Source organism: Rhizobium sp. NZLR1b, from assembly GCF_019685155.1.
Lineage (GTDB): Bacteria > Pseudomonadota > Alphaproteobacteria > Rhizobiales > Rhizobiaceae > Rhizobium.
This window is the reverse complement of record NZ_JABDWC010000002.1, coordinates 48,458-64,342: the sequence shown is the minus strand read 5'-3', so window position 1 is coordinate 64,342 and position 15,885 is coordinate 48,458. Positions and strand designations below refer to the sequence as shown.

Genomic DNA, 15,885 nt, shown 5'->3' with positions numbered 1-15,885 from the left:
GATGCGATCAGGCTTCACCTTCCCAAGGGGCGGTATGTGCCATTGTTCACAAAGACCTGCACCGTTCCGGAAACGGGAGGCGGGGACGACGGCGATCTGGCAACCTTGATCCAGAACGGAGACCGCATCATGTCCTTGCTTTCCCGGCGAACAGTCAACGCCACCTTGCTCGCTGCCACCATCCTCGCGTCCCAATTCGGCACCTCAGCGGCTCTGGCGGCGGAGATGGCCCCAGACGCCAAGACATTGACAGATGCCTATGTCTACCTTCTCGGCCGCGCTTTGGTGGTTCGACAGGAGGTGGGGGACCTCAAGGAGAAAGGCGTCCAGTTCAATACCATCAAGTACAATCCGCTCGGCTCGGCGGACTTCGTCAATCCGAACTTCGACGTCGCTTATTTGGAGGCCTGGCTCGCGGTCGATGACAACTCGGCCGTCATCCTCGAGGTGCCAGAGATCAAGGATCGCTATTACACCGCACAGATTCTCGACGAATGGGGCGAAGTGATCGCCAACATCAACGAGCGAACCATGCCGACCAAACCCTTTGGGAAGTTCGCGCTTGTTTCTCCGGGCTCGAAGGTCAAGCTGCCGAAGAATGTGATGCCGATCATTCTGCACTCTGACAAGGCCAAGATGCTTGGGCGCATTGAACTGAAGGGTGATCCCGAAGGGGCGGCCAAACTTCAGCATGCTTTCAAGGTCAGTGTCATCGGCAAGCCGAAGATTGCCAAGCCGCCTGCGCTGGCCCCTTTCGAGAATAGGAGCCTGATCGGCGTGGACCTCTTCGACAATGCGGACGGACTGCTTGCCAGCGCCCTCGACGTCGCGCCCAATGCCGCGGAGTTGCAGGCGAAGGTGCATGCGGTGGCAAACTATGTGTCATCGGGGAAGGAAGCCCGTACTGCCGTCGCCGATCAGTTGAAAACGATCGTACCGACTTTCCAGAAAAACGTTCTAGCCACGACGGCTCCTTACAAGAACCATTGGCTGTGCGGCGCATTCGGCGGCAACTATAGCACCAAGTTCGAACAGCGAACCGCAGCGAACTATGCGGGCATCTGGGCAAACAATCCGGCGGAGGCGATCTACTTTCCTGCAAGCCGAGATTCCAACGAAAACCTGCTCGACGGCAGCAAGAACTACGTGATTCATTTCCCGGCAGACGCCCTCCCTGACAAAGTCGTCGACGCCTACTGGTCGGTCATTCTCGTGAGCGTGCCTGACTACCGCGTCATTCCCAACGATCTCAGGCGTTACAATTTCAACAGCTATTCCGACTTGAAGAAGGAAGTAGACGGGTCGCTGAAGATCGCCATCGGCCCCAAGCCGGTTGCCGGCATTCCTGACACGAACTGGCTCCCATCGGCGGATGGCAAGCCATTCTCGCTCACCTTCCGCACCTACGTGCCGAAGGACATCGTCAAAACGTGCGACTGGACGCCGGCACCTGTGACGGAGATCAAGTGACATGAGTGGAGGAAAGACAATGCGCACCTTCCGTCTGCAGATTGGAGCCGCGCTCTTTCTTGCTTCCATCTCCGCGGTCTCGGGAACGCATGCCCAAGAGCAGCTCGCTCCGTCGCCGGGTTGGGGGCGGGCGCTTCCACCAGGCCCTGACACCCGCGTCAAGATCACTGAGGAATATGCCAGGCAGATCGGGCGGGAAGCCTATTTCTGGGCTTGGCCGATGGTGAATGTCTACAATCGACGGCTGACCTATGCACCGCTTAAAGAGCCAGCCAAATCCGGCCCGCTGGTCATGGCTCCGCTGAACACCTTCGCGATGTTGACCGACTACGTGGTGCCGGAAGAGCGCATCGTCGCCTGCCCGAACCAGGATGTCGTCTACGGTGCAGGCGCGCTTGCCCTCGACAAGTCGGCTGTCGTCGTTCAGGTGCCCGATTTCGGCGACCGCTTCTGGGTCTACCAGATGGTCGATCTGCGCACCGACAGCTTTGTGCAGCTTGGCAAGATGTATGGCACGACGCCGGGGTTCTACCTGCTCGTCGGACCGGAATGGAAGGGTGAGGTCCCAAAGGGCATCACCAAGGTTTTCCGCTCGCCGACACAAACGGGTTTCGTAGCCCCTCGCGTCTTCATGGATGACACGGCTGAGGACCGAAAGGCTGTCCAGAGCGTGTTGCACGAGGTCATGATGTATCCGGTCGCCCAGTTCGACGGGACGATGAAATCGACCGATTGGTCGAAGCTGCCGGGCGGCGATGAAACGGCGGCTCCGACCGCTGACCAGGAAGTCAAATGGGTGGTGCCGGACAAGTTCTTTGACGAGTTGCCGATGGTGCTCGGTGACGCCCCGCCGCTTCCCGGCGAAGAAGCCCGCTATGCACAGGTCGAGGCGGTTCTGGTCGCGGCGAAAGCCGACGCCAAGATCAAGGCGGCGTTGACCGAAGGGGCGAAGGAAGCAGACGAGAAGATCGTCACGCCGTTGTTCCAGTTCCGGAATTACGGTCAGCAGTTGCCGCATAACTGGAGCACGATCTCCAACGAGGCCTCGTTCGGTACCGACTATTTCACCCGTACCGCCGTCGCCAAATCGAACATCTTCGTCAACTCTCCGAACGAGACCAAGTACTTCTATCAGGACCTTGACGCATCAGGTGGACGCTTGAACGGAGCAAAGAGCTACACGGTGACCTTCCCGAAAGGCGAGACCCCGCCGGTCAATGGATTCTGGTCGATGACACTCTACAACGAACATCACTTCTTCTCTCCGAACGAATTGAAGCGCTATTCGCTCGGCACCAAGAACAAAGACCTGAAATACAATGATGACGGCTCGCTGACGCTTTACGTGCAGGCGACATCGCCGGGCGACGAAAAACAATCGAACTGGCTACCTGCGCCGCGGGAGGATTTTTCGTTGTACATTAGGTCTTACTGGCCAAAAGCGGCAGTGATGGAAGGAACCTGGACTCCCCCAGCCGTGCAGAAGCGGTAACCGAAAGAGGAGACCGAACGGGCGCAGGCTCGAAAGAAAATTAGTTGGTGTCGTTGTCAATTGTCGAGCGTATATACCGTTCTGACGAAGATGGGTCACCGGCCGATGAACTTGCTAGACAATGCCTGAGGGTTTTTCGTGCGTTTCGCGCGGACAGAGGGAAGGCTATAGCGCTGCCACGGTTTCCGATCTGCGAGAGCGTGTCTCTCGTCAATCGACCGTAGCGAAGATTGCGTCGACAAAAGGCACCTTTCCCGGGACTCGGGAGGGCGTCCGCCCACGAGCAAACACCAATGTGCGCCATGCATTGCGTCCGACGACAGCAACCGTGACCTCCACGTTTGTGTCGTCAAGTTTCACGCTTCTCCCATCCGCACGTAGAGCCGGGATTCCATGGACCGTCGTCTGGATCCAGTCCGATGTGATGCTGACATCCGACGCCACCGCTCCCATGATGGGGTTGGCATAGGCGACATTGGTGACACCATCGGCACCAAAGCGCTCATAACCCACCAACACTTCGACAAGGTCGCTTGGAGAGTTAAAGTAAAAGACACGACCGCTGTTGGTCTTCATCTCCTGACTCTCCCAAGCCTTCGCGATGGAAGCCGTTTTGTTGTTGATCGGGTTCACCCAGGATTGCCTGGCGTTGAGGTCGGTCGTCGCCTGTTGGTCCAACACCCTCAAGTACACGTTTGCCGCGCCGAGACACGCGACGACGATCAATCCGACAAAAAACCTCGCCTTCGACGGATTGGCTTTGACGACTGTGCCCATATCTTTGTCGTAGCTAGCGGGCTGGCTGGCGGCGAGGAGGCTATACTGCCGTGACTGGGTGTAGAGGTTGAGGATCGGAATGCCCAACCCCCACCCGGCAGCCCGCACCTTCAGTTCCCTCGAAAAGAAAAATGCGACACGATTTCTGCCCTCCGGAACTAACACCCGGACACCTACTATCGCTTTGCCGGGGGTGGTTCCGGTCAAAACCATCAGGATGGCCAGCAGTAGACCCAAGGCCGGTAAAACGATGATACCGAGCAGGCCCGCGTTCATTGCCATCATTTGGAGATAGAGGTCGGGGGCATGGAAAATGAATGCGACCGCAGCACCAAAGATGATGACTGGCCCAAGCAGCAGGGTGTCGATCGAACGTGCCCAGAACCGAGGCCACGGCCGCGACTGCAAAGGTAAAGAACGCTTGGCATCGATAGCGACGTTCGCCACGGCCACGACTGGCAACGCCTGCACAGGTGGCGGCTTCAAAGGGAGGGTAGGCGGCGTCACAAAAGCAGCAGAAAACTCCGGCAGCTCAGAGACGGGCTGCCACACAGACATTCCGTCCCGCCAAAGAAGAGTCTCCCAGGTCGCTTGGCACTGCTTGATCAGGTCGCGCAATTCCCCCTCGCTGATAGGACCCATATGTTCCTGCCCAACGGCATAATACCAAATTTTCACGCTGAAGCCCCCGCTCGCCTTGTGCAAGCATTAGCAGTGAGGATGATGGGCGTAAAGTTGCAATCCATCGGTCTCCCACTGGAACATCGTTCCATCATTGGAAGGCACGGAGCAGCCTCCTTCGCGCCAATCAGGATTGCCGGTTTTCGCGGCTTGCCTTATGGAACAGCACGAGCACCGCCTCTGATTTTGAAAAGAGCTGTCATATGGAGAGGGTAAGAGCCGTCGTACGTCCAACCCACATTTTCTTGGCCGCGAACAACATCTGAAATCAGAGGTCCTGACGACCATGGCAAATTTCATCACCCTCGGCATTGACGGCGTCGAACCCGAGTTCGGCGCCCCTGAGCCCGGTCGGATCATCTCAGGCGATCCGCATTTCCGCACCTGGAACCTGGAGGAGGCCGAAGGCGGGCTCTATTCCGGCATCTGGGAGGCGACGCCGGGCAAGTGGCGGATCGTTTATGAGGAATGGGAATATTTCAGCCTGCTGTCCGGCTATTCGATCGTCACGGAGGAGGGCGGTGAGCCGGTTCATCTGAAGACGGGCGACCGGATGATCTTGCGACCCGGCTTCAAGGGAACGTGGGAAGTCGTTGAAACGACTCGCAAGGATTATGTGATCAAGGTTTAAGCAGCGCCAGCAAACCGGCGCTGACGATGGCGGGCCTGTCCCGATTTGCGGCGATGACGGCCCGTCTTTCTGCGGATGGCTGCGCTTCTTTGCCGGATAGAACGCTTTTAACCAATCCCGTTAATCGGGTCTACATCGTCAAAATGCTATATCTTATCTGCAGCGCATAGCGGACATGATGTCTCCTGCCGTCCCCACAGACATGGCCTTGCAATTAATCTTTCCGGAATATGCATGTCGTCGAATCTTGCAGGTAGGCACGTTCGCACCCAGACCTCTTCCATCATTGCGACAACGGTCTGTTTCCTTGTCGTCGCCCTCATCCTGACCGGCCTGATGGCACATGTCGTCGTCAAGATGACCCGGTCGGCGAATGAGATCGACGATGCGCGGGCCACGCGCGCCGCCCGCGCGGCGATCGGAGCCTTTGTGGCTCGTCTGAGCGGGACGACGACGGACAATGCCATATGGGACGATGCCTATAGTGCGGCCTCATCTCCTACCGCCGCCGACTGGGCCTATGAAAATTGGGGAAAGACCAGCGAGGATTACGCGCTCTATGACGGCGCGATCGTAATCGGCCCTGACCGGTCGTCGATCGTCTCCGCATATGCCAAGGGCAAGCCCTTCGAGCCGAGCGCCTTTTTCGGCGAAGGCTTTTATCGGCAGATCAACGCAGCCGCCGATCCCGAGCGGGCGCCGATGGTCAACTTCATCAAGACCGAAAGCGGTATCGCCCTGCTCGCATCGCAGGCGATCCAGCCCTTCGAAGCCTCCGGAGAGCTTCCGAAGCTCAGCACGCTGAGCTTCTACAAGGAATTTACCCCCGAGGTTCTCGACGCGCTCTCGAACGAACATGAACTCGAAGGCTTGCACCTTGAAACGAAGCCCAGGCCGGAATTTCTGAATACGCCGATCACCGACATGAAAGGGGCCGTCATCGGCTACCTCGTATGGCCGAGCAAAGCGCCTGGAAGCACTGTGTTTCATCGGGTAACGCCCTATGTCGCTGCCGCCGTCGCCATTCTTGCGCTGTTCCTGATCGGCGTTCTGATGGTCGGGACGTCCGAGGCACGGCGCCTGCGCCAGCTGGCGGAGGCAGCGCTTTTCGAAGCCGGCCATGACAGCCTGAGCGGCCTGTTGAACAGACATGGACTTCTCAGCCTGCTGGAAGAGTTGGACAATTCGGGCTCTTCGCCACCCCGACTCTATCTGGTCGATCTCGATGGCTTCAAGGCGGTCAACGATGCCTGGGGGCATGCGGTCGGCGATGATTTGATCCGACTGGTTTCGAACGCGCTGATGGCCTGCCACCCCGAGGTCGTCGCCGCGGCTAGGCTGGGGGGCGACGAATTTGCGCTGGTGCATGTTGGATCTGCCACGTGCGAAGATATGGAAAAGACCATTCTCGCGCTGTTTGCCGAGCCCTTCAAAATCGGCGGACGAACGATCGAAGTTGGAGCAAGCATCGGAGCTGCCGCGCGCGACGGAGGCATCGAGCCTCTGGAGCTTCTCCGCAGAGCGGACATGGCCCTCTATCGCGCCAAGGCAAGTGGCAGAGGCCAGGCGATCGAATACGACCCCGAACTGGACGAGGAACGCCAACGGGTCGCCGAACTGGAAGGTCTGTTGAAGCACGCCATCAGCACTGGTGCGATCGAGGCCGTTTTCCAGCCTCTCGTTTCCGCCACAACAGGCGCTGTCACTGGTCTTGAAGCGCTGGCGCGCTGGCGAACGTCAACCGGAAACATCAGCCCGGAGATTTTCATCCCTCTCGCCGAGAGGTGCGGCCTCATCGATGCGCTCGGCGTTCACATGCTGAGGACATCAATCGAGCATGCCAAGAGCTGGCCCGATCTGGCACTGTCGGTGAACGTCTCGCCAATCCAACTCTGCAATCCCGAATTTGCCGCGGAGGTAATCTCGGTCCTGCGCGAGCTCGATTTCGATCCGAAGCGCCTGACCTTGGAGATCACCGAAGGCGTTCTGATGACAAATCCGGATCAGGCCCGGCGGTCGATAGACCAGCTGAAGCGCGTCGGGATAAAGTTCGCGCTGGATGACTTTGGCTGCGGCTACGCCAGCATCGGCGCATTGCGGCAGTTCGGGTTCGATCGCATGAAGATCGATCGCTCGCTTGTGTCCGCTCTCGATGAAGGCGCCAACGGCGCCGATGTCCTTCGGGCGACCATTTCGCTGGCGACCGCTCTGAAGATTCCCGTGACCGCCGAAGGTATCGAGAACAGCCGCCAGGCGGCGATCTTGCGAGAGGCTGGCTGCGATCAGCTTCAAGGCTATCTGATGGGAAGACCTATGTCGGCGCACGACATATCCGGCAGGCTGCAGGAAGACTCGGCCGCATGACGCGCGATCGATGGGTCGCCCGCCTGAGGGCGAGTTCACCATCGTCATCGTCACCCACAACATGCAGCAGGCAAGCCGCATCTCCGACAATACCGCCTTCATGTATCTTGGCGAGCTGATCGAATACGGCCCGACCGCTGAGATTTTCCAGTCGCCGAAGGTCAAGCGCACCGAAGACTACATCACCGGCCGTTACGGCTGATCTGCGAGGCTATGGATCACCACCACAAATCCAGCCGGTCCAGCCCGTGGAAATGGTAGACGTCCTTGACTTCAGGCGTCTTCGCCAGCTTGAGACCGGCAAGCCTTGCGAACAGGATCGGGAGCACGACGTTGAGCTCCAGCCGCGCCAGCGGCGCGCCGATGCAGAAATGGATGCCGGCGCCGAAGGAGAGGTTCGCCGCCTCGCTGCGGTCGGGCCGGAAGGCCAGCGGATCGGTGAACTTCGCCGGGTCGAGATTGGCGGCGGCGAGGATGAGGCTGACCTTGTCGCCGCGCTGGAAGGAGACGCCGTCGATTTCCGCAGGCTCCAGGGCCCAGCGCTGGAAGATGTGGACCGGCGCGCAGGTGCGCAGGGTTTCCTCGACGGTGCGCTCGGTCGTCGCCTCGTCGCGGAAGAGTTCAGCCGGATCTGAGCCGCTCTCGAGGATGATGCGCACCGAATTGCCGATCTGGTGCACAGTCGCCTCGTGCCCGGCATTGAGCAGCACGATCGTCGTCGAGACCAGCTCCTCCTCGGTCAGATACTGACCCTTGTGCTCGGTATGGATCATGTGGGTGAGCAGGTCGTCGCGTGGCTCGGCGCGGCGCTCTGCGATCACCGTCCGGACATAGTCGGAAAATTCCTTCGCCGCCCGTTCGGCCTCGTCTTCTTGCTCGCGCGTGCGGCCGAACATGTACATGCGGACGTAGGCGTGCGACCAGGCAAGCAGCTGCGGCCCCATTTCCTCGGGAATGCCGATCATCCGGGCGATCATCGTCACCGGTATGATGTCGGCAAAGGCAGAGAGCAGCTCGACCTCACCCTTTTCCGCGAAGCCGTCGATCAGCCGGTTGGCCAAATCGGTAAGCTCTGGTTTCATCTTCTCGACATGGCGGGAGACGAAGGCGCGGTTGACCAGCGTGCGCAGCCGTGTGTGCTCCGGCGGTTCGAGTTCGAGCAGGGAATAGCGTTCCGAGAGATCGAAACTGGCAAGATGCGGCATCGGCTCGGCAAGCCCGAGCTCCTCGCGGCTGGCGATATGCAGGATCTGCCGGCCGAAGCGGCGATCGCGCAGCAAACCGTTCACATGGTCGTAGCCGGTGAAGAACCACTGCTTCTGCTCGCTCCAGTAGAACGTCGGACAATGCGCATGAAGTGCGGCATAGACGGCATTCGGATTGCTGTAGAAGGCCGGGTTGCGGGCGTCCAGCGACACATGGCGGCGGGCCGGATCGATCGAGAGAAAGGGCGGTATCATCATGCCCGAAGGCTTAGCGGATTTGCTCGGCCTCGGAAAGGTGCGGGGTGAGGGCGAGCCGCCCGGAAGCGATGCGCGCCCGGCCGGGCGCGTCAATCACTTTAAAATCTAAGTCTAACCCCGAGGATTGATTCCGGTTTTCACCGTTACCGCTAGCCGGCCCGCGACAGCGTGCCCATGCGCCGCAGGGCCTCGATCTGGTCGTCGACCGTCGGCACGAGTTCGCCGGCGGTGTTGCTCGGCGCGGCCGGCGCCGGCGCTGCTGCCTCGGCTTCTCCGAAGGTGACGGTGCAGTTGCGGCCTGCGCCCTTTGCCGCGTAGAGCGCCCGGTCGGCGGCCGAGATCAGCTTGTCGATATTGGCTTCGACCGAGGAAGCAAGCGCGATGCCGATGCTGACGGTGACGGGAACGATTGCTTCGCCGGTGCTGACGGGAAGACGGCAGAATTCGGTGCGGATCGCTTCGGCGATCGCTTCGGCCTCGGTCTGGTCGGTGACCGCGGCGAAGGCTGCGAATTCTTCGCCGCCCATACGGCCGAAGATGTGGTTCGGAATATACTGGCGGGCCATTCGCGCGAATTCGGTCAGCACGGCATCGCCGGACTGGTGGCCGAAACGGTCGTTGACGCGCTTGAAATGGTCGAGATCGAAGAGTATCACTGCGACCTGGCGCTGGTCGTCATGAGCTTTTTCCTGGATGGCGTTGAAATAACCGAGCAGGCCGCGGCGGTTGAGCACGCCCGTCAGCGAATCGGTCAGGGTGAGGGCGCGCAGGTGCCGTTCGGAGCGCTCCATGATCAGCCGGCAGGTGAACGCGAAGGCGATGGTCAGCAGGAAGGCGCTTGCCATGGCGGAGGCGCCGCCGAGATTGGTCGCCTCGACATCGCTCGGCAGCGTTAGCGCCATCGTCACCGCCGAGCCGAAGCACAGGCAGCCCTGGATGACGAACACACCCATCAGCTTGACGCGGGTACGCTCGCGGCGCATGTCGCCGGCGGCGACCGCAAGGGCAAGCGCCGTCGCACCCGTCGCCGAAGCGAGATTATAGAGCACCACCCGGTTTGAATAGTCGCTGTTGACCCAGGGCAGAAAGACCCCGGCGAGCCAGATCGCCGGCGGCAGCAGCGCCCACCATTCGATCCGTTTGCGGTCCAGCGCCAGAAAACCCGCCACCCAGGCGCTCTGGCCGAGCAGCGCAATGGCATTGCCGATCTCTATGGACAACAGGCTGGGCACTTGGCCGCGCAGCGCGATCATCGCAAAGCCGATGCCGGTCAGCAGAAAGCCGATGCCCCAATAGAGGTAGGCCTCGTTTCTGACATTGTGGCGCCAGGCGACGAACAGCACCAAAGCGAGCGTCATCGCCTCCGAACACCAGATGGCGAGACCTGTAGCAATATTGAACACGGCAGCAACCCCTTGCCCGTCGGCCTTATCTGTCGGCCGCTATTTGTTGGCCTTTATCCTTGCCGATGAAGCTCGCCACTTCCTTAATGCTTTTGCGCCGCAGCACGCTTTTGCGCTGATATCTGCCGGTAGGCTTTCTGTCGGGTAAACGCTTATAAGCGCTCTCGAATGAAGTAAGCATTCCTTCATCCTGTCGTAGAGAAAAGCCGGGGGCGATGCTGCCAGGGCCTCGCCGTTAACAGGCGTTTGGGGGAAAGAGGCTGCCAGCTAGAGCCGCCTTGCCCCGCCATCTTAACGTTATCCTCATGCGTGTCTTGAAGAGGAGGGCAGTGACACTCTATGTAGGGATAGACATTTTCTTTGATTCCCGGCGCCGGCCGGCGAGACGTTGACAAAGGACGCACATGAGAAACCCAGTCGATACCGCAATGGCCCTCGTGCCGATGGTCGTGGAACAGACCAACCGCGGTGAACGCTCCTACGACATCTATTCCCGCCTGTTGAAGGAACGCATCATCTTCCTGACGGGTGCCGTCGAAGACCATATGGCGACGCTCGTCTGCGCCCAGCTTCTCTTCCTCGAGGCCGAAAACCCGAAGAAGGAAATCGCCCTCTACATCAATTCGCCCGGCGGCGTCGTCACCGCCGGCATGGCGATCTACGACACGATGCAGTTCATCAAGCCCGCGGTTTCGACGCTCTGCATCGGCCAGGCCGCATCCATGGGCTCGCTGCTGCTGGCTGCCGGCCACAAAGATATGCGCTTCGCCACGCCGAATTCCCGCATCATGGTGCATCAGCCCTCGGGCGGCTTCCAGGGACAGGCTTCGGACATCGAGCGCCACGCCCGCGACATCCTCAAGATGAAGCGCCGCCTGAACGAGGTCTATGTCAAGCACACCGGCCGCACCTACGAGGAAGTTGAAAAGACGCTCGATCGTGACCATTTCATGGATGCCGACGAGGCCCAGACTTGGGGCGTGATCGACAAGGTTCTGACCTCGCGCATCGAAATGGAAGGCGAACAGGCCTAGTAATTAATAGGGATGGTGTTTTCGTCGCCACAGTTCTATCCCATTTGTGATTGAACAAGGGCTTTCAACAGGCGACGAAGACGCTAATAGTAACTATTAATGCTATGTTGAATTTTTATGACATAGCATTCGGCATTCGAAGGGGATTCGTTGCCGCCGGGAGCCGGACATGATTTGTTGGGCCTGGTTCGTAGCCCCTGAAGCCCTTCTCGGCAAAGGCTCCGGAAACGGAGTGCCGCCAGGAGCTGATAGAGTGGACCGCGATTTCGCCTTGAAATGCGGCGTGCTGGAAGGAAAGTGAAATGAGCAAGGTCAGCGGCAGCAACGGCGGCGACTCCAAGAACACACTCTATTGTTCGTTCTGCGGAAAGAGCCAGCACGAAGTCCGGAAACTGATTGCCGGACCGACCGTCTTCATCTGCGATGAATGCGTCGAATTGTGCATGGACATCATCCGCGAGGAGAACAAGTCCTCGATGGTCAAGTCCCGCGACGGCGTTCCGACGCCCCAGGACATCATCAAGGTCCTCGACGAATATGTCATCGGCCAGCGGCAGGCGAAGAAAATCCTGTCGGTCGCCGTTCACAACCATTACAAGCGCCTGGCGCACGCCTCGAAGAACGGCGAAGTCGAGCTGGCGAAATCGAACATCATGCTCGTCGGCCCGACCGGCTGCGGCAAGACCTATCTTGCCCAGACGCTCGCCCGCATCATCGACGTTCCCTTCACCATGGCCGATGCGACGACGCTGACCGAGGCCGGCTATGTCGGTGAGGATGTCGAAAACATCATCCTGAAGCTGCTGCAATCGGCCGACTACAATGTCGAGCGTGCGCAGCGGGGCATCGTCTACATCGACGAAGTCGACAAAATTTCGCGCAAGTCCGACAACCCGTCGATCACACGCGACGTCTCGGGTGAGGGCGTGCAGCAGGCGCTGCTGAAGATCATGGAAGGCACGGTCGCTTCCGTTCCGCCGCAGGGCGGCCGCAAGCACCCGCAGCAGGAATTCCTGCAGGTCGACACGACCAACATCCTGTTCATCTGCGGCGGCGCCTTCGCCGGCCTCGATAAGATCATCTCCGCCCGCGGCGAGAAGACCTCGATTGGCTTCGGCGCTACCGTCAAGGCCCAGGACGATCGCCGCGTCGGCGAAGTCCTGCGCGAACTGGAGCCGGAAGACTTGGTCAAGTTCGGCCTCATCCCCGAGTTCATCGGGCGTTTGCCGGTTCTGGCGACCCTCGAAGACCTCGATGAAGATGCGCTGATCCAGATCCTGTCCGAGCCGAAGAACGCGCTGATCAAGCAATATCAGCGCCTGTTCGAGATGGAAGACGTGGAACTGACCTTCCACGAGGATGCTCTGCGCGAAACAGCCCGCAAGGCGATCGTCCGCAAGACCGGCGCCCGCGGCCTTCGCTCGATCATGGAGAAGATCCTGCTCGACACGATGTTCGAACTGCCGACGCTCGAAGGCGTGCGCGAGGTCGTCATCTCCGAGGAAGTGGTTCGCGGTTCGGCCCGTCCGCTATACATCTATGCCGATCGTCAGGAAGAAAAGGCCAACGCTTCGGCGTAACCTTTGCGCTTTCGCACGATTATTTTGGGGGCTTGCCATCGGCGGGCCCCTTTCTATTTGAAAAACCATCCGAGGCACTGTTAGTATTTTGCCGGTGGGAACCGGAATTGCCTTTGCCGATGTTGCGCAAGGGAGAGTGCTTGGCAATGATGCCGTGATTCCGTAAGCCTATTGCTGGCGTTTGTATTTTAGCCGGGTCGGAAGTGGTAAGCGCCGGTCCAGCCACGCGCTTCATAGTGTTGGCGTTCCGTTGTAATGAAGCTGTCACATCCGGGGAACGCGGGCGTTAGCGTGGCTTGAAAAGCGTAGTCAGAACCTCCACTTGTAGAGCCAAGTGAGAGTGCCGGCCGGTCCCAAGCGGCCGCGCAGAGAGCCCGGTAACGGGACGATGGAAAGGACTTAAAATGACGAAGAAAACGTCTGTAGCGAGCAGTACTGCCTACCCTGTTCTGCCCCTGCGCGACATCGTGGTTTTCCCGCATATGATCGTGCCGCTGTTCGTCGGACGGGAAAAGTCGATCCGTGCGCTCGAAGAGGTCATGGGTTCCGATAAGCAGATCATGCTTGTGACGCAGATCAACGCCAGCGACGACGATCCGGATCCCTCCGCGATCCACAAGGTCGGCACCGTGGCGAACGTGTTGCAGCTGTTGAAGCTGCCCGACGGCACCGTCAAGGTTCTGGTCGAAGGCCGCGCCCGCGCGGAGATCGACACATATACCAGCCGCGAGGATTTCTATGAGGCGCTCGGCCATGTGCTCGAGGAGCCGCACGACGATCCGGTCGAACTGGAAGCCTTGTCGCGTTCGGTCGTCTCCGAATTCGAGAGCTATGTGAAGCTCAACAAGAAGATTTCGCCCGAAGTGGTCGGCGCCGCCAGCCAGATCGACGACTATTCCAAGCTCGCCGATACGGTCGCCTCGCATCTGTCGATCAAGATCACCGAGAAGCAGGAGATGCTGGAAACCACCAGCGTCAAGGCTCGCCTCGAAAAGGCCCTCGGCTTCATGGAAGGCGAGATTTCGGTCCTGCAGGTCGAAAAGCGCATCCGTTCGCGTGTCAAGCGCCAGATGGAGAAGACCCAGCGCGAATACTACCTGAACGAACAGATGAAGGCGATCCAGAAGGAACTCGGCGACGGCGAGGAAGGCCGCGACGAGATGAGCGAGCTGGAAGAGCGTATCTCCAAGACCAAGCTGTCCAAGGAGGCCCGTGAAAAGGCCGATGCGGAGCTGAAGAAGCTGCGCCAGATGAGCCCGATGTCGGCCGAAGCCACCGTCGTGCGCAATTATCTGGACTGGCTGCTCGGCATTCCGTGGGGCAAGAAGTCGAAGATCAAGGCCGATCTCAACAATGCCGAGAAGATCCTCGAAGCCGATCACTTCGGTCTCGACAAGGTCAAGGAGCGCATTGTCGAATATCTGGCCGTGCAGGCTCGCGCCACCAAGATCAAGGGCCCGATTCTCTGCCTCGTTGGCCCTCCGGGTGTCGGCAAGACCTCGCTCGCCCAGTCGATCGCCAAGGCGACCGGCCGTGAGTATGTCCGCATGGCGCTTGGCGGCGTTCGCGACGAAGCCGAAATCCGCGGTCACCGCCGCACCTATATCGGCTCGATGCCCGGCAAGGTCATCCAGTCGATGAAGAAGGCGAAGAAGTCCAACCCGCTCTTCCTGCTCGACGAGATCGACAAGCTCGGCCAGGACTATCGCGGCGATCCGTCTTCGGCCCTGCTCGAGGTACTCGATCCGGCACAGAACTCGACCTTCATGGACCATTATCTTGAGGTCGAATACGACCTGTCGGATGTGATGTTCATTACGACGGCGAATACGCTGAACATCCCGGCGCCGCTGATGGACCGCATGGAGATCATCCGTATCGCCGGCTACACCGAAGATGAAAAGCGCGAGATCGCCAAGCGGCATCTGCTGCCGAAGGCCATCAAGGAACATGCGTTGCAGCCGGAAGAATTCTCGGTCAACGACGACGCCCTGATGTCCATCAGCCAGCACTACACCCGTGAAGCCGGCGTACGCAACTTCGAGCGCGAACTGATGAAGCTTGCCCGCAAGGCGGTCACCGAGATCATCAAGGGCAAGACGAAGTCCGTGCATGTGACGGCTGCCAACATCTCCGACTATCTGGGCGTCCCGCGCTTCCGCCACGGCGAAGCCGAGGGCGAGGATCAGGTCGGCGTTGTCACAGGTCTTGCCTGGACGGAGGTCGGCGGCGAGTTGCTGACCATCGAAGGCGTGATGATGCCGGGCAAGGGCCGCATGACGGTCACCGGCAATCTGAAGGAAGTCATGAAGGAATCGATCTCGGCGGCGGCCTCCTATGTCCGCTCGCGCGCTGTCGATTTCGGCATCGAGCCACCGCGCTTCGACAAGAGCGACATCCACGTGCACGTGCCGGAAGGCGCGACGCCGAAGGATGGCCCCTCGGCCGGCGTCGCCATGGCGACCGCGATCGTCTCGATCATGACCGGTATCCCGGTGAACAGGCACGTGGCCATGACCGGTGAGATCACCCTTCGCGGTCGTATTCTGCCGATCGGCGGTCTCAAGGAAAAGCTGCTCGCAGCCCTTCGCGGCGGCATCAAGAAGGTGCTGATTCCGGAGGAGAACGCCAAGGATCTGGCGGAGATTCCGGATAACGTGAAGAACAGCATGGAGATCATCCCGGTATCCCGCATGGGCGAGGTGATCAAGCATGCGCTGATCCGGCGGCCGGAGCCGATCGAATGGGACGGCACGGTGGAAACGCCGGTCATCGCATCGGTCGAAGGCCTCGACGAGACGGGCGCAACCATAGCGCATTGAGTGGCCTCGGCCACATTTATGCCCCATTGGCTGAAAACTCGGAAAAAGGCTGGCGAAAACGCCAGCCTTTTTTGTGAAAACGTCATGTAGACGCTTGCTTTTCCTTGATTTGCAGGGCTTTTGGGTTCCCGGCGGGCCTGATGATACCTATTCGGCGCCTAGCTTATA

11 protein-coding genes and 1 pseudogene are annotated in these 15,885 nt (G+C 59.7%); 8 read left to right on the top strand and 4 right to left on the bottom strand.

Going from position 1 to position 15,885, the window contains the following annotated elements; all coding sequences use genetic code 11:
• Positions 1 to 129 precede the first annotated feature (129 nt).
• The gene (locus HJB84_RS02590; protein WP_221115202.1) at positions 130 to 1,470 is read left to right on the top strand and encodes a DUF1214 domain-containing protein; all 1,341 of its coding nucleotides are present in this window, start codon (positions 130 to 132) and stop codon (positions 1,468 to 1,470) included.
• Positions 1,471 to 1,489: 19 nt separating this feature from the next.
• Positions 1,490 to 2,962, top strand: a complete 1,473-nt coding sequence (locus HJB84_RS02585; RefSeq protein ID WP_221115201.1) for a DUF1254 domain-containing protein — start codon at positions 1,490 to 1,492, stop codon at positions 2,960 to 2,962.
• Between the two features lie 210 nt (positions 2,963 to 3,172).
• On the opposite strand, the gene HJB84_RS02580 is transcribed toward HJB84_RS02585, so the two are convergent.
• Positions 3,173 to 4,417 (bottom strand): RDD family protein, encoded by a 1,245-nt coding sequence (locus HJB84_RS02580; RefSeq protein ID WP_221115200.1) that lies wholly within the window; start codon positions 4,415 to 4,417, stop codon positions 3,173 to 3,175.
• Positions 4,418 to 4,706: 289 nt separating this feature from the next.
• On the opposite strand from HJB84_RS02580, the gene HJB84_RS02575 reads away from it, so the two are divergent.
• The 3 genes and pseudogenes from HJB84_RS02575 to HJB84_RS02565 all read left to right on the top strand — a co-directional run.
• Positions 4,707 to 5,051, top strand: coding sequence for a cupin domain-containing protein (locus HJB84_RS02575; protein ID WP_207584288.1), 345 nt, complete (start codon positions 4,707 to 4,709; stop codon positions 5,049 to 5,051).
• Positions 5,052 to 5,285: 234 nt separating this feature from the next.
• Entirely contained in the window at positions 5,286 to 7,415 is a 2,130-nt protein-coding gene (locus tag HJB84_RS02570; protein ID WP_221115199.1) for a bifunctional diguanylate cyclase/phosphodiesterase, read from the top strand.
• A gap of 25 nt (positions 7,416 to 7,440) precedes the next feature.
• Positions 7,441 to 7,617 (top strand): annotated as a pseudogene (locus HJB84_RS02565) (phosphate ABC transporter ATP-binding protein); the annotation flags it as partial.
• A gap of 16 nt (positions 7,618 to 7,633) precedes the next feature.
• Here the strand turns inward: HJB84_RS02565 and HJB84_RS02560 are convergent.
• The 3 genes from HJB84_RS02560 to HJB84_RS02550 form a co-directional block, all read right to left on the bottom strand.
• The gene (locus HJB84_RS02560) at positions 7,634 to 8,878 is read right to left on the bottom strand and encodes a cytochrome P450 (RefSeq protein WP_221115198.1); all 1,245 of its coding nucleotides are present in this window, start codon (positions 8,876 to 8,878) and stop codon (positions 7,634 to 7,636) included.
• Between the two features lie 149 nt (positions 8,879 to 9,027).
• Positions 9,028 to 10,281: a GGDEF domain-containing protein gene (locus tag HJB84_RS02555; RefSeq protein ID WP_207583777.1), complete on the bottom strand. Its 1,254-nt coding sequence runs from the start codon at positions 10,279 to 10,281 to the stop codon at positions 9,028 to 9,030.
• A 25-nt stretch (positions 10,282 to 10,306) separates the two neighbouring features.
• The gene (locus HJB84_RS02550) at positions 10,307 to 10,462 is read right to left on the bottom strand and encodes a hypothetical protein (protein WP_221115197.1); all 156 of its coding nucleotides are present in this window, start codon (positions 10,460 to 10,462) and stop codon (positions 10,307 to 10,309) included.
• A gap of 223 nt (positions 10,463 to 10,685) precedes the next feature.
• Here HJB84_RS02550 and clpP point away from each other — a divergent pair, with 223 nt between their 5' ends.
• From clpP to lon, 3 genes are all read left to right on the top strand, one after another.
• Positions 10,686 to 11,315 carry an ATP-dependent Clp endopeptidase proteolytic subunit ClpP gene (clpP, locus tag HJB84_RS02545; protein ID WP_007626207.1) on the top strand — a complete coding sequence of 210 codons (630 nt, stop codon included), beginning with the start codon at positions 10,686 to 10,688 and terminating at the stop codon, positions 11,313 to 11,315.
• A gap of 302 nt (positions 11,316 to 11,617) precedes the next feature.
• Complete coding sequence (clpX, locus tag HJB84_RS02540) at positions 11,618 to 12,895, top strand: ATP-dependent Clp protease ATP-binding subunit ClpX (RefSeq protein WP_007626206.1); 1,278 nt, start codon at positions 11,618 to 11,620, stop codon at positions 12,893 to 12,895.
• 404 nt (positions 12,896 to 13,299) lie between these two features.
• Entirely contained in the window at positions 13,300 to 15,717 is a 2,418-nt protein-coding gene (lon, locus tag HJB84_RS02535; protein ID WP_221115196.1) for an endopeptidase La, read from the top strand.
• The last annotated feature ends 168 nt before the right edge of the window (positions 15,718 to 15,885 follow it).

What these genes read in the sequence shown, in the direction of transcription:
- HJB84_RS02590 (WP_221115202.1), top strand. Translation starts at nt 130, where the DNA reads ATGTCCTTGCTTTCCCGGCGAACAGTCAACGCCACCTTGCTCGCTGCC.
- HJB84_RS02585 (WP_221115201.1), top strand. Translation starts at nt 1,490, where the DNA reads ATGCGCACCTTCCGTCTGCAGATTGGAGCCGCGCTCTTTCTTGCTTCC.
- HJB84_RS02575 (WP_207584288.1), top strand. Translation starts at nt 4,707, where the DNA reads ATGGCAAATTTCATCACCCTCGGCATTGACGGCGTCGAACCCGAGTTC.
- HJB84_RS02570 (WP_221115199.1), top strand. Translation starts at nt 5,286, where the DNA reads ATGTCGTCGAATCTTGCAGGTAGGCACGTTCGCACCCAGACCTCTTCC.
- HJB84_RS02560 (WP_221115198.1), bottom strand. Translation starts at nt 8,878, where the DNA reads ATGATGATACCGCCCTTTCTCTCGATCGATCCGGCCCGCCGCCATGTG.
- HJB84_RS02550 (WP_221115197.1), bottom strand. Translation starts at nt 10,462, where the DNA reads ATGCTTACTTCATTCGAGAGCGCTTATAAGCGTTTACCCGACAGAAAG.
- clpP (WP_007626207.1), top strand. Translation starts at nt 10,686, where the DNA reads ATGAGAAACCCAGTCGATACCGCAATGGCCCTCGTGCCGATGGTCGTG.
- clpX (WP_007626206.1), top strand. Translation starts at nt 11,618, where the DNA reads ATGAGCAAGGTCAGCGGCAGCAACGGCGGCGACTCCAAGAACACACTC.
- lon (WP_221115196.1), top strand. Translation starts at nt 13,300, where the DNA reads ATGACGAAGAAAACGTCTGTAGCGAGCAGTACTGCCTACCCTGTTCTG.